General features: G+C 68.1%; 16 protein-coding genes. 6 read left to right on the forward strand and 10 right to left on the reverse strand.

The genetic code is table 11. The features are described 5' to 3' along the window. The 3 genes from LFM09_RS42175 to LFM09_RS42185 all read right to left on the reverse strand — a co-directional run. Positions 1–954 (reverse strand): serpin family protein (locus LFM09_RS42175; RefSeq protein WP_414102235.1); only part of this gene is annotated, 954 nt, incomplete at its 3' end. Positions 955–1198: 244 nt separating this feature from the next. Beyond that, the gene (locus LFM09_RS42180; protein WP_414102236.1) at positions 1199–2437 is read right to left on the reverse strand and encodes a deoxyguanosinetriphosphate triphosphohydrolase; all 1239 of its coding nucleotides are present in this window, start codon (positions 2435–2437) and stop codon (positions 1199–1201) included. Then, the gene (locus LFM09_RS42185) at positions 2437–3102 is read right to left on the reverse strand and encodes a YdcF family protein (protein WP_414102237.1); all 666 of its coding nucleotides are present in this window, start codon (positions 3100–3102) and stop codon (positions 2437–2439) included. The genes LFM09_RS42180 and LFM09_RS42185 overlap by 1 nt, the downstream gene beginning before the upstream one ends. Before the next feature lie 61 nt (positions 3103–3163). Between LFM09_RS42185 and LFM09_RS42190 the strand changes: the two genes are divergently transcribed. Together LFM09_RS42190 and LFM09_RS42195 are read left to right on the forward strand one after the other, a co-directional pair. Then, complete coding sequence (locus LFM09_RS42190; protein WP_414102238.1) at positions 3164–3895, forward strand: Type 1 glutamine amidotransferase-like domain-containing protein; 732 nt, start codon at positions 3164–3166, stop codon at positions 3893–3895. Between the two features lie 16 nt (positions 3896–3911). Further along, the gene (locus LFM09_RS42195; protein WP_414102239.1) at positions 3912–4817 is read left to right on the forward strand and encodes a serine hydrolase; all 906 of its coding nucleotides are present in this window, start codon (positions 3912–3914) and stop codon (positions 4815–4817) included. Here LFM09_RS42195 and LFM09_RS42200 read toward each other — a convergent pair. Together LFM09_RS42200 and LFM09_RS42205 are read right to left on the reverse strand one after the other, a co-directional pair. Continuing rightward, positions 4807–5664 (reverse strand): hypothetical protein, encoded by an 858-nt coding sequence (locus tag LFM09_RS42200; protein ID WP_414102240.1) that lies wholly within the window; start codon positions 5662–5664, stop codon positions 4807–4809. The two genes, LFM09_RS42195 and LFM09_RS42200, sit on opposite strands and share 11 nt — an antisense overlap. Positions 5665–5813: 149 nt before the next feature. Then, positions 5814–7199, reverse strand: a complete 1386-nt coding sequence (locus LFM09_RS42205) for a glycine--tRNA ligase (RefSeq protein ID WP_414102318.1) — start codon at positions 7197–7199, stop codon at positions 5814–5816. A gap of 93 nt (positions 7200–7292) precedes the next feature. Between LFM09_RS42205 and LFM09_RS42210 the strand changes: the two genes are divergently transcribed. After that, complete coding sequence (locus LFM09_RS42210; protein WP_414102241.1) at positions 7293–7967, forward strand: tetratricopeptide repeat protein; 675 nt, start codon at positions 7293–7295, stop codon at positions 7965–7967. On the opposite strand, the gene LFM09_RS42215 is transcribed toward LFM09_RS42210, so the two are convergent. Continuing rightward, complete coding sequence (locus LFM09_RS42215; protein WP_414102242.1) at positions 7951–8328, reverse strand: antibiotic biosynthesis monooxygenase; 378 nt, start codon at positions 8326–8328, stop codon at positions 7951–7953. The genes LFM09_RS42210 and LFM09_RS42215 overlap by 17 nt on opposite strands. A gap of 60 nt (positions 8329–8388) precedes the next feature. Beyond that, positions 8389–9663, reverse strand: coding sequence for an RNA-guided endonuclease InsQ/TnpB family protein (locus LFM09_RS42220; RefSeq protein WP_414102243.1), 1275 nt, complete (start codon positions 9661–9663; stop codon positions 8389–8391). A 10-nt stretch (positions 9664–9673) separates the two neighbouring features. Here LFM09_RS42220 and LFM09_RS42225 point away from each other — a divergent pair, with 10 nt between their 5' ends. From LFM09_RS42225 to LFM09_RS42235, 3 genes are read left to right on the forward strand one after another with little or no spacing between them, the layout of a single operon-like run. Further along, positions 9674–9952, forward strand: a complete 279-nt coding sequence (locus tag LFM09_RS42225) for a hypothetical protein (protein ID WP_414102244.1) — start codon at positions 9674–9676, stop codon at positions 9950–9952. Between the two features lie 11 nt (positions 9953–9963). After that, positions 9964–10314 (forward strand): ArsR/SmtB family transcription factor, encoded by a 351-nt coding sequence (locus tag LFM09_RS42230; RefSeq protein ID WP_414102245.1) that lies wholly within the window; start codon positions 9964–9966, stop codon positions 10312–10314. Beyond that, on the forward strand, positions 10311–10715 hold the full coding sequence (locus tag LFM09_RS42235) for a Fur family transcriptional regulator (protein ID WP_414102246.1): 405 nt from the start codon (positions 10311–10313) through the stop codon (positions 10713–10715). Before LFM09_RS42230 ends, LFM09_RS42235 begins: the two co-directional genes overlap by 4 nt. Here LFM09_RS42235 and LFM09_RS42240 read toward each other — a convergent pair. The 3 genes from LFM09_RS42240 to LFM09_RS42250 are packed head-to-tail and all read right to left on the reverse strand — an operon-like array spanning position 10712 to position 12854. Beyond that, positions 10712–11419, reverse strand: a complete 708-nt coding sequence (locus LFM09_RS42240) for a TIGR03943 family putative permease subunit (RefSeq protein ID WP_414102247.1) — start codon at positions 11417–11419, stop codon at positions 10712–10714. The two genes, LFM09_RS42235 and LFM09_RS42240, sit on opposite strands and share 4 nt — an antisense overlap. Then, positions 11416–12426 (reverse strand): permease, encoded by a 1011-nt coding sequence (locus LFM09_RS42245; protein WP_414102248.1) that lies wholly within the window; start codon positions 12424–12426, stop codon positions 11416–11418. Before LFM09_RS42245 ends, LFM09_RS42240 begins: the two co-directional genes overlap by 4 nt. Then, positions 12423–12854, reverse strand: a complete 432-nt coding sequence (locus LFM09_RS42250) for a hypothetical protein (protein WP_414102249.1) — start codon at positions 12852–12854, stop codon at positions 12423–12425. The genes LFM09_RS42245 and LFM09_RS42250 overlap by 4 nt, the downstream gene beginning before the upstream one ends. Positions 12855–12858 lie beyond the last annotated feature (4 nt).

The raw sequence follows: 12858 nt of genomic DNA on the forward strand, positions 1-12858 counted from the left end.
GACGGCGAGCAGGAACGGCCGGTCCACGTTGACCACGATCGGCTCGGTCGGGATCTCGATCGACACCGTCCGGAACGTGACGGCGGTGGCCGCGGCACCTTCGAGGCCCTCCTCGTCCAGGCGCAGCACTGCCTCGTGGATCACCTCGTCGACGAACAGCCGTTCGTCCGGCGAGAGCCCGCTGAAGTCGGCCTCGCGGGTGAACATGCGCTCGACCCCGAGGTGCGCCAACACGTTTTTCAGCTGGAACTTCTCCCGAACGTCCACTTTGGGCAGTGAGAGTTCGAGGTTCACCCGGCTGGTGGCCTCGAAGATCGACGGGTCGAGCGGCTGCTCGAGCGAGGTGTCCGGCAGCAGGATCACGGCCTCCACGCCGGAGGCCGCCGGGAGCACGACCGTCTGCCAGCCGTCGTGGCGGGCGTAGCGGAACTTCTCGGTCACCTTCATCGTCGGCACGTCGACGTCGCCGCCGGGCGCGTGGAACGGCCGGTCCGCGGTGTCCCAGGCGGCGAACGGGTGCAGCCAGCCGACCTTGAGGTACAGGGCGTTGACGATGATCGCCGCGGCGTCCGGGGGCGGCGGGCTCGTCAGCAGTTCGGGGATCAGGCCGCGGGTGGTCTCGGCGACGTCGGTGTTGACCAGCTTGCGGACCGTCGCGGGGTCGGAGAACGCCGTGCGGCGCACCGAGGACGTCAGCGAGAAGTCCGGGTTCAGGGTCAGGTAGTCGTCGGCCCACAGGGTGTTCGCGACCTCCAGTTCGGGCACGTCCAACGCGTCCGCGGCGTCGAAGTCGGCGAGCAGCGCGTCGAGTTCGGCGCGGGTCTCGCCGCGCGCTGCCTCGCGGGCCAACGCGAGCGCACTGGCCACCGAGAACGGCGACCAGCACGCGTTGGTGGACGGATCAGGTACGGCGACGCGGTGCATGCTCAGGGCGAAGTCGGCCTGATCGGTCACTTGGAGCTCCTCTATTGGCGTGGATCTGGCAGTGACATCACGATCGGATCATCCGGAACGGGCCGCTCTCCCGCTCCTCCCATCGGTCCGAGAGGCCTGGGGTGGCGGGGTTCGCGCACACCGGCCGAACCGTCGTCCCCCTCGTCGTCCAACGGAAAGCCCACTGGCACGGCTTCCCGGCTCGGTCTCCGCCACGGCCACCTTCGGCCTGGCGGTCTGGATTCGTCCGCCATACCTTCCGAAGCTACGCCGATGCGCGGTGCCAGGCCACGGCCTGCGCGTCGGTGAGCAGGGCGACCTGGTCGATGACGACGCGAAGCCTTGTCGCGTAAGAAGAAGCGGCGGCGAACACCGGGCGGAAAGCCGGGTCGAGCAGCGTCGGGCGTTCCATCAGTCGGGCGACGAGGTCGGCGATCAGCTCACGCTGCTCAGCCTGCATGGCGAGGCGGGCGGGGTCGCTCATCACGTACCGGACGGCCATCGCCTTGAGCAGCGCCACTTCCGCCGCGACCTGGCGCGGGACCTCCAGCGCGGCGTTGTACCTCGTGAGCGCGCCCTCGCCGTGCACGTCACGGGTCGCCGTGACGGCTGCTGAAGCGAACCTGCCGACCAGTTCGCTGGTGAGGTTCTTCAACGCGACCTGCGCGCCGAGCGAGCCGTCGTACTCGTGCTCGGTCCAGTACCCGATCACCGGCAGTTCGAGCAGGCCCTCGGCAGTGGCTTCGAGCGCCGCGACGGACTCGTCGGAGAACGTCTTGGCCGCGAGCGAGGCGATGGCGGCACGTTCGTCGGGACGGGCCAGCGCGCCGAGACTGATGCGGTGGGCCAGGACGCCGTCCTCGACGTCGTGCACGGAGTACGCCACGTCGTCGGCCCAGTCCATCACCTGCGCCTCGATGCACCTCTCTCGTTCCGGTGCACCCGCGCGCATCCAGTCGAACACTTCGAGGTCGTCGTCGTACACGCCGAACTTCACCGTTCCCGGCGTGCGGGTCCACGGGTACTTCGTCGACGCGTCGAGCACCGCGCGCGTGAGGTTGAGTCCGTGAGCGGACTTGGGTTCCAGGCGGGCGAGGATGCGGAACGTCTGCGCGTTGCCTTCAAAGCCGCCGCACGGGCCCGCGAGCTCGTTGAGCGCCCTCTCGCCGTTGTGCCCGAACGGCGGATGTCCGATGTCATGCGCGAGGCCGGCGGTGTCGACGATGTCCGGGTCGCAGCCGAGTTCCTCACCGATGCCGCGGCCGATCTGCGCGACCTCCAGCGAGTGCGTGAGGCGGGTGCGCGGGACACCGGTCACCTCGGAGCCCTCACCGGGACCGACGACCTGGGTCTTGCCCGCGAGCCTTCGAAGCGCCGCGGAGTGCAGCACGCGGGCGCGGTCACGGGAGAACGGGGAACGCTGCTCCGTGCGGGCACCCGGCAGCGCGGCGCTCTTGGGTTCCTCGGGGAGCAGGCGCTCCGAGTCGTGGCCGGTATATCCCATCAGCCGATTTTAGGGAGCTTGAGCTCGTCGAACACGCCGGCGTGCGCCTTCATCAGGCGGTAGTACAGCAACGCTCCGGTCTCGCGCTTGATGTAGAACCACTGCGTCTCGCGCGTCTGCACGTTCGGGCCGCTGCGGGTGGGCGACGTCCAGGCGTGCAGCCCGGCGTCCTCGGCCATCGTGCGGGCACGAAGTGAGTGCCACGGGTCGCTGACGATCACGGCGGTCTTCAGGTCGCGTTCCTTGGCGACCGACGCGACGGCCCGCAGCGAGCCGAGCGTGTCGGCGCCCTCGCCGACCTGCAGCACGCGGTCCTCCGGGACGCCCCGTTTGACCAGCCACAGCTTGCCGACCTGGCCCTCGGTGAAGTTGTCACCGGGCTGGCGGCCACCGGTCGTGGCGATGTAGCCGACGACGCCTTCCTGGTAGAGGCCGAGCGCGTGCTCCAGCCGGGCTTGCAGCACGTCGGACGGCACGCCGTTGTACTGCGCCGCGCCGAGAACGATCGCCATGTCGGCCTTCGTCCAGTCGTCGACGCGCGCGACCTGCCACACGCGGAACGCCGTGCCACCCACCACCAGCGCGCCGATGATCAGCGCACCGAAGATGAAGCGCAGCACGATCCGACGAATCCTGACCAGAGGCTTGAGGGGTGGGGTCCGCACCCCCTGCATGCTTCCAGAAACGCAAGAGCGCTGCGTTGACGCCCCTGCGAGGATCATCGTCATGCCTGCTGAGCAGCCCACGATCCTCGCCACCTCCGGAGGTCTGCGCCCCGGCCGCCGCACCAACCTCGAGTTCGGCAAGCTGATCCACTTCGCGCTCGACCTGTCCGGTGTCGAGGGTCGCCGGCCGCGCCTCTGCCACGTCGGGACAGCAGGCGGCGACCAGCGGGCGATGAACGCGAACATGGCGGAAGCGGGCATGGTCGCGGGTGTCGAGGTGTCGGTCCTCAACCTGTTCACCCAGCCGCCGACCGACGACCTGGAGAGCTTCGTGCTGTCCCACGACGTCGTGTGGGTGGGCGGAGGCTCGGTCGCGAACCTGCTCGCGGTGTGGCAGGTGCACGGTCTCGGCCCGGTGCTCCGCAGGGCGTGGGAGGCCGGCGTCGTGCTCAGCGGCGTGTCGGCCGGCTCCATCTGCTGGCACGTGGGTGGCGCGACCGACTCGTTCGGCCCGGACCTGCAGATCGTCACGAACGGCCTCGGCTTCCTCCCCTACGGCAACGGCGTGCACTACGACAACGAGGAGACGCGCCGCCCGAAGATCCACGAGGCGGTGGCGGCAGGTGTGCTGCCGACGACCTACTGCACCGACGACGGCGTCGGCCTGCTGTACCGGGGCACCGAGTTGGTCGAAGCGGTGACGGAACGTCCCGGCTCCGGCGCATACGTGGTGGTCAGGGAGGATTCTTCAGCAACCGCACAGGAGGAAAAGCTCGACACCAGGCTCCTCTGAGACGGACCTTGGATGTGTGCGCTGGGCCCTGATCCTCCTCGTCACCGCGGCCGTCTTCGTGGTCCCGGACGCGTCGCCGTGCCAGGCGCACGGCAAGTCCTCAGCTGAGGTATCGCGCGGTCCTGATGTATTGGACACGGGCGGCTCGAACGGCGATATATCGGATACCGGCTCGTCCGGCGATATATCGCATGCGAGTCCCGATATATCGGATACCAGCAGGTCGTCAGCAGTATCCAATATATCTGCGGCTGATATATCGGCTGCGGTGGCGGCGGGCGGCGCGTCGGACGTCGGCGTCGCCGTGATGGACACCGAGTCCGGCCAGGTGGTCTCGCAGAACGGTGACCTGCCGTTCTACTCGGCGTCGCTGTCGAAGCTGATCCTCGCGGTCGACGCGTTGCAACAACCGCTGTCCGACGCCGACCAGGACCTGATCCACCGCGCGCTCAGCGCCAGCGACGACAACGCGATGGACGTGCTGTGGACGAGGTTCGACGGCATGGACGCGATCGGCCGCGTCGCCACCGAAGCAGGACTTACCGGCACTCACGCACCTGACGACCCCTCACAGTGGGGAGAGGTTGTAATCACCGCGAACGACATGGTGAAGCTCTACGACTACATCCTCGGATCACCGGTGCGCGACCCGATCGTCGCCGCGCTGTCGTCCGCCCCCGCGACCGCTGCCGACGGCTTCAACCAGGCGTTCGGCCTGCTCGGCGTGACCGGCGTCTACGCCAAGCAGGGCTGGATGTACTACCTGCCCAGCGACGTCTACCTGCACAGCGCGGGCGTCCTCGACGGCCGCTACGCCGTCGCCGTCCTCACGACCAGCCCGACCGGCTCGTGGACCACGGCCAGGCAGGCGATCAACAACGTCGCCTCCGCCGTCCTGGAGCGGCTGCGCGTCAACGGCTGACCGGTCGCCACGGCCGGTCCCACGCACCGGTGTACCCGCGCAGGACCAACGTGCCGATCACGACGAGCACGACTCCGCCGAAGACCAACGCGCAGTACAGCACTCCGACCGCGGTCATCTTCGACCCCGCCATCGGCCCGACCGCGGTGATCGACAGCGCGCTTCCGGCACAGACCCAGCCCACCTTCACCCGCCGCGCCGTGCTGACGTCGGTCACCCGCATCAACATCGCCCCCAGCACGACCGCGCAGAGCGTCACGATCGTCCCCAGCACCACCGCGAAGACGATCCGGGCCGGCATCCCCGTCGCAGCGGGCACCGCCCACACGTTGATCCCCAGCACCAGGCCCAGCACCAGGAGAACCCGGCCCAGCAGCCGGAGCTGCAGCGCAGGCGCGCCGCTGCCATCACCCGGCACGAGCGGCCCGTTCGCGTCGGTCGCGACCATGTGCACGGCGTACGAGACGCGGAAAACCAGAAACGCTGAAACAAAGGACGGCACGGTGAGCGACAGTGCGCCCAGGACGTCGCCGTTTCCCTCCCGCCCTGGCACGTCCATCCCGAGCGCCGCCGCCAGCAGCGGGAACGCCGAGGACATCCCGACGCCTTCCAGCACCACGAACCAGCGCCGAAGCCGAGCCGCGGCCCCCTCGTCCGCGATCAGCAGCGCCATCCCTCCGGCGACCGCCGCGCAAAGACACATGATCACCGCGAACACCACTGCCGCAAGCGTGGCCGACCCGGTCTCGACCGGCAGCAGCACCGGGATGAGCGTCACCAGCACGACGAGTCCCGCGCCCACCGCAAGCGACTGCAAGCCGCGCGACCTGATCTGCCCCAGTTTCATGACTCATCACACGCGAAAGCGGGCCAGGCTGTTGCCTGACCCGCTCAGATCACACGCAACTCGGGGGTCCGGGGGCTTGTCCCCGGCGTGGGGGTGTGGGGGCTCGGCCCCCACAACGCACGCCAAAACGTCGCTAACCGGCGGCTGAATCAGCAGCCGATCAGTCGGGCCGCGAGGTACGACTCCAGCTGGTCCATCGCCACCCGCTCCTGCGACATCGTGTCGCGCTCCCGCACCGTCACGGCGAGGTCGGTGAGCGTGTCGAAGTCGACCGTCACGCAGAACGGCGTGCCGATCTCGTCCTGACGGCGGTAACGACGACCGATCGCACCGGCGTCGTCGAAGTCGACGTTCCAGTTGCGGCGCAGCGCCGTCGCCAGGTCGCGAGCCTTCGGCGAGAGATCGGCGTTGCGCGACAACGGCAGCACCGCGACCTTCACCGGCGCGAGGCGACGGTCGAGCCTCAGGACCACTCGCTTGTCGACGCCGCCCTTGGCGTTCGGGGCCTCGTCCTCGACGTACGCCTCCAGCAGGAACGCCATCATCGGGCGCCCGACACCGGCGGCCGGCTCGATGACGAACGGCTTGTAGCGCGAGTTCGTCGCCTGGTCGAAGTACGACAGGTCCACACCGGACTGGTTCGAGTGCGTCGTGAGGTCGAAGTCCGTGCGGTTCGCGATGCCTTCGAGCTCACCCCACTCCTGGCCGCCGAACTGGAAGCGGTACTCGATGTCGACGGTCCGCTTCGAGTAGTGCGACAGCTTCTCCTTCGGGTGCTCGTAGTGCCGCAGGTTCTCCTTCGACACACCGAGGTCCGTGTACCAGCGCGTGCGCTCGTCGATCCAGTACTGGTGCCACTCTTCGTCCGTCCCGGGCTCGACGAAGAACTCCATCTCCATCTGCTCGAACTCGCGGGTGCGGAAGATGAAGTTGCCCGGCGTGATCTCGTTGCGGAACGACTTGCCGATCTGACCGATGCCGAACGGCGGCTTCTTGCGGGAGGTCGTCTGCACGTTCAGGAAGTTCGTGAAGATGCCCTGCGCGGTCTCGGGCCGCAGGTAGTGCAGGCCCTCCTCGGTCTCGACCGGACCGAGGTGCGTCTTGAGCAGGCCGTTGAACATCTTCGGCTCGGTGTACTTGCCGCGCACACCGCAGTTCGGGCACGGCACGTCCGACACGTCGCCCTCGGCGATCTCCTTGCCGGTGCGCTCGGCGTACTCCTCGGACAGCGTGTCCGCGCGGAACCGCTTGTGGCACGACTCGCACTCGATCAGCGGGTCGACGAACGCCTCGACGTGACCGGAGGCGACCCACACGTCACGCGGCAGGATGACCGACGAGTCCAGTCCGACGACGTCCTCGCGGCCGCGGACCATGAAGTTCCACCACTGGCGCTTGATGTTGTCCTTGAGCTCCACGCCCAGGGGTCCGTAGTCCCACGCCGAGCGGGTACCGCCGTAGATCTCCCCGCACGGGTAGACGAACCCTCTGCGCTTGCAGAGGCTGACAACGGTCTCGATGCGATCGGCGGCCAACGGGTACTCCATCGGGGGAATGAGAATCGGGGGCTCAAGCCTAGCCCGTCACGTTGCGCCCCGAACGGGCGACCGCAGGCTTACGCTGCACGAATGGAAGACCGGCTGCGAGAGCTGTGGGACTTCGCCGACCTGGACGGCACCGAGGCGCGGTTCCGCGCGTTCCTCAACAACGTGGAATCCGACGACGAGCGCGCGGAGGTGCTGACCCAGCTCGCCCGCGCCGAGGGCCTGCGTGAGAACTTCGCCGCAGGTCACGCCTTGATCGACGAGGCGGAGACCCTCATCGCCCCCGACTCGACGGGCCGCGTGCGGGTCCTGCTCGAACGAGGCAGGCTGCACCGCTCCGCCGGCGACCCGGAGGCCGCGCAACCGCTGTTCGTGGCGGCGTTCATCCTGGCCAAGACCCGCGGCGACCTGTCACTGGCCGTCGACGCCGCGCACATGGCGTCGCTGGTCGACGACCCGGAGAAGTGGACCAAGCAGGGCCTCGAACTGGTCGAGGCGAACCCCGAACTGTCGCGCTGGCTGGGCCCGCTGCACAACAACCTCGGCTGGTACTACTTCGAGAACGAGCGCTTCGACGAGGCACTGGACGCGTTCGAGAAGACCCCCGAGGCGTACGCGGAGAGCGGCAAGGCCAAGACCCTGCTCGCACTCGGCCGCACGTCCGAAGCCGCCGAAGCCGCCCGCAAGGCCCTCGACCTCCTCCCCCACGACTCGCACGAGGAGTGGGTCAAGGAGATGGAAGCTATCGCCGCGGGTTAGCCGGCCCACCGGCCTCACCGAGACGCACCGTGAACGCGTCCTCGGCGAGCAGGCTCGTGTGCTCTTCGACCTGGCCGTCGGCGCTGGTCAACGTGGGCTCGTACATCGCGGGCTCGTCGGTCAGCGCCTCGGACAGCAACGGGATCACGTGCTCCCGGACGGGGAACGGCGACATCGCGCGCCGATAGGCCACCACGGACTCGAACTCGACCGTGAGCACCCATCGGTCGTCCTCGTCAGTAGATCGCGCCAGCGTGCCCTTGTGACACCCTGGTTGGACCGTTAGAAGCTCTAACGCCCGCTTGACGCGCTCTGTGAACGTCTCTGGGTCGGATACGCGAAACCGGCACACCAACAGCACGGTGCAAGGATGTCACGGTCAACTTCCTGGCCGTGAAGGGCCGGCGTGCGCTCGGTCTCTTCAAGCCAAGTCGCGTTCCTCGTTCACCACTGGCTGTGGTGTACGGGCCGCATCTACGAGCAGCTCAGGCAGCGCCGGTAAGGGCACGTTGACAAGTACCCACGCGCGCCGTGCCCGATCACGGATGTTCACGGCGGCGACGACGTCGGCCGGCCCAGCGAGACCACACCGACGACAACAGAACTGCTCCCTGGTGGAGCGATTCGAGCGGGCTGTGTGCTTGCCCTCGGGGCACTCTTGTGAGGTGTGGTGGGCGTCCACCAACAGCACCGGAACACCGGCCCGGCGTGCCTTGTAGGTGATGTGCTGTTCGAGTTGGTGCAACGGCCACGAGGACAGGGTGGCTCGCTGGTGCCGGTGGAGCCGTACCCGGTCGCGGATGCCCCGCAGTTCCTCGAGGGCGATACCGCGTCCGGTGCGTTGGGCAACAGCCACAATGTCCTTGGCGATCCGGTGGTTCACATGAGTCGCGTGACGAGCTTCCCGGCGGGCTCGTTTCTTCAGGCGCCGGTTCGCTGATTTCGCCTGCTTGGCCTGCAGCTCGGAACGTTTGCGGGCGTGCCAGCGGCGATAGCGTTGCAGGCGACGGCCCTGGAAGTTGTCCAGGTCCGAGGTGGTGGCCAGGTTGGCGATACCCCGGTCCACACCGATCCAGTCGGCTGGTTCGAACTGGGGTCTCTCCGGTACCTCGCACGTGGCGATCAGAGACCATGCTCCGTCGCGGAACACCAGATCCGACTCACCCTGGCGGTGCGCGCGCAGCCTCGCGAACTGGTCCGGCGAGCAGACGAACCTCATGTCTCTGAGCCGTCCCACCGTGGTCAAGATGGACACGGTGCCCACCTCGTACCGCCACGACAGGCACCTGTCGTCGAACGGCTGCGCGGCCATTCCCGGAACGCGATCGGCCTTGAGCAGGCTCTGCCCCTGCGCGTGGACTGCACACCGACGTGGCGTCGCGTATGCGTCAACGACCTTTTTCACCACCCGCACCGCGGGTTGCGCCGACAGGCCGAACCGAGCCTTGATCTCGCGGTAGCACAGCTTCTGCAACTCGTTGCGGGACTTCACGTCTCGCTCGAAGGCAACCCTCGACGCATGACCAGCCGCGGCGTTGCAGGCACGCAGGGTCAGCGCCAACGCCGCCGCCTGAACTGGCGTCGGCAACAGCTTCACCTGCACCACCAGCTTCACCCGCACGACCATGCCGAACGCATGTTCGGCCCAGTTCGCCGCCCCAGCCCCTCCCAGCAGTCTTCGGCGGGCTTCCGCCACAATCCATCAGGTGAACTCCAAGCGCCCGCTCCTGCCCGGCGACGGCCCTCTCGCACGGGTGCGCCCGGTAGTGGCGTTCGTGATCGTCTTCGGCCTCTTCGTCACCGGCGTTCTCGTCGGCGGCACCCTCGGCGCAGTGCTGCTCGGCGTGCTCATCGTCGGCGCGATCGCCCTGCTGGCCGCCACCTGGAGGGCGCTTTCCCCAGCTCAACGCGCATTGCGCGTGGTGGTCCTGATGGTGCTCGCCATCATCACCGTAGAATTGGTTGTGAAAATCCCTACCAAGTGAGGAGTGCCGCCATGACGGTTCAGCTGCACGGCGAACACTCCCCCGAACGCCAGGCCCCGGCACCCGCGCCCCCACGCGCGACCCACACCCTGGCCGCCGCCGGAGACCTGCTGCGCGCACTGGCCGCCCCGGTCCGCATCGCGATCGTCCTGCAGCTGCAGGAACACGACCGCTGCGTGCACGAACTGGTCGAGGCACTGGGCGTCGCCCAGCCGCTGATCAGCCAGCACCTGCGCGTGCTGAAGTCGGCGGGCGTGGTGCACGGAGAAAGGCATGGCCGGGAAGTCGTCTACCGACTCGTGGACGAACACCTGGCGCACATCGTGGTGGACGCGGTGACGCACGTCGAGGAGAAGTTGTGACCGGACTGAGGTCGACCAAGCAGCGCACGGCGGTCTCGAACCTGCTCGACCAGCTAGACGACTTCCGCAGCGCCCAAGAACTGCACGAGGAGCTCCGCCGCCGCGGCGAGGGCATCGGCCTGACAACGGTCTACCGCACCCTGCAGTCCCTCGCGGACGCCGGCCAGGTGGACGTCCTGCGCACCGACTCGGGCGAGGCCATCTACCGCCGTTGCTCGGCCCACCACCACCATCACCTGGTGTGCCGCCACTGCGGCCGCACGGTCGAGGTGGAGGGCCCGGCCGTCGAGAAGTGGGCTGACCGCGTCGCAGCCGAGAACGGCTTCTCCGAGGTCAGCCACACCGTCGAGATCTTCGGCACCTGCGCGGAGTGCGCGGCGAAGGGGCTCAAGCAGGCTTAGGACTCGTAGGGCTCGACCGGCTGGGCCACCGGCGTCGACGACTCCACCGTGAAGCTCGGCACCCAGGAGTTCTTCTCGGACGCCGACTTCGGCACGACCTTGCCGGTCAACTCCACCCACTGCTCATCAGGCAGCGAGGGCACGTCCCCGGTCAGCCGCACCTTCAACGGCCGTGCGTCCGCCGCGCAACACGAGATCGCGAGCCGCGCCACGAACGTGTCGCCGTCCGCACGCGTCAGAAACCCGGTCAACCGAACCCGCCGGTTGTCCAACGTGCCGGACTCGTCCCAAGCCGTGCGCGTGACGAACTCCGTCATGGACAACGGGATCACGTCACCAGAAGGCAGCTCACCCAGCAGGTTGCGGGACCGCTGCGTCTGGTTCGTGTCGGCGGCAGAGCTCACGACATCGCCACCCAGAGCAGGCGGCGAGATCAGGAACACCGCCAGCACCGGCAGCAGCATCAACCAGGTGGAGCGCGACGAGTGCGAGTGCCCGCCGTGGTCGTGCTCATCGGAGGCCTTGCCACGCCGGATGTCCCGGACGATCGCGAACAGCGCCAGCCCGATCATGATGGTCCCGGCCGCGATCAGCAGCGGCAGCAGACCCTTCTGCACGTAGCGCAGGTAAAGCCCCGAGAAGCTGATCTTCAGCAGCGCGCCGCCGAGCAGCACCAGCAGGATGTTCTGGGTTTCCCGCCTCACAGCAGCACCACTCCTGTCACCACAGCGCACAAGATCGCCACCACGAAGGTAGCGGGTGCGAAGCGGAAGGCGAAGGACTTGCCGAACGCACCGGCCTGCAGCGCGATCAGCTTCACGTCGACGGCGGGGCCGACGACCAGGAACACCAGCCGCGGCAACAAAGGCAAGGCCGAGAAAGCGACCGCGACAAACGCGTCCGCCTCCGAGCACAGCGCCAGGATCACAGCCAGCAGCGCCATCACGATCACGCCGAGCACGATCTGACCGCCCAGCGTCTGCATCCACGCGACCGGCACGAACGTCTTGAACGCCGCCGCGAACAGCCCGCCCAGCACCAGGAACCCGCCGGCGTCCACGAGGTCGTGGCGCGCGCTCTCGGCGAAGACGGTCCAACGAGAAGTACCGTCGTGATCCCCAAGGCGCGCCAGAGCGCGCTCGGCGATCCACTCCATCTTGCCGAAGCGGACCCACAGCCAGCCCATTACCATCGCGGTCAGCAGGGACCCCACGAACCGCGCGACGACCATCATCGGGGTGTCGTTGAACGCCACCGCGGTCGACACCAGCACGATCGGGTTCACCGCAGGCGCGGCCAGCAGGAACGTCAGAGCAACAGCCGGAGCGACGCCCTGTTGCATCAACCGCCGAGCGACCGGCACCGAAGCGCACTCACAGCCCGGCAGAGCGATGCCCGCGACACCAGCCACGGGCACGGCCAAAGCGGTCTTGGCAGGCAGCAGCTTGCGCAGCGCCGAAGCCGGCACGAACGCCGCGATCGCTCCGGAGATCAGCACGCCCAGCACCAGGAACGGCATGGCCTGCACGCAGATCGCCACGAACACGGTCGAGGCGGTGCGCAGCTTCGGCACGTCGAGAAGATCAACGAGCTTGGACTGGAAGAGCAGTGCGAGAACGAGGATCCCGCACAGCACCTCCAACGACGTGATCTTCAGCCGAGGCGGGCCGGAACGCCGCTTCGACGAGCGGATCTCGCCGGTGATCGTCATTCCGCGTCCAGGTCCAGCAGACGGCGGTAGGTGCGCGCCATGCCCTCGCGGATCTCCTCGGGCGACGGCGGCTCGGCGAACTCGGCCTCTTCCTCTTCGAGGTCGTCGTCGTCGAAGTCGACGGGCGTGCCGTTGACCGTCTCGTCGTCCTCTTCCTCTTCGAGGGCGGCCTCACGCAGCTCCTCGATCGTGGCGGAGACGTCCTCAGCCGAAAGGGCCGGCAGCATCGGCTTCACGATGGCCAGCACGCCGCCCTCGGCGTCGTCCAGGGCCACGGCCTCGGCCAGCGCGACGGCGTGGTCGCGCTCGTACGGGCCGCAGATGAACGAGTCCCACTCGTCGCCGCCCGAGGGCTCGAACGTGACGGTCCACGGGAACTCGTTGACGTCCGAGTCCTCTTCCGGCTCGTAAATGATCACGCCACCCATGGAA

Source organism: Lentzea alba (assembly GCF_047445655.1).
Lineage (GTDB): Bacteria > Actinomycetota > Actinomycetes > Mycobacteriales > Pseudonocardiaceae > Lentzea > Lentzea alba_A.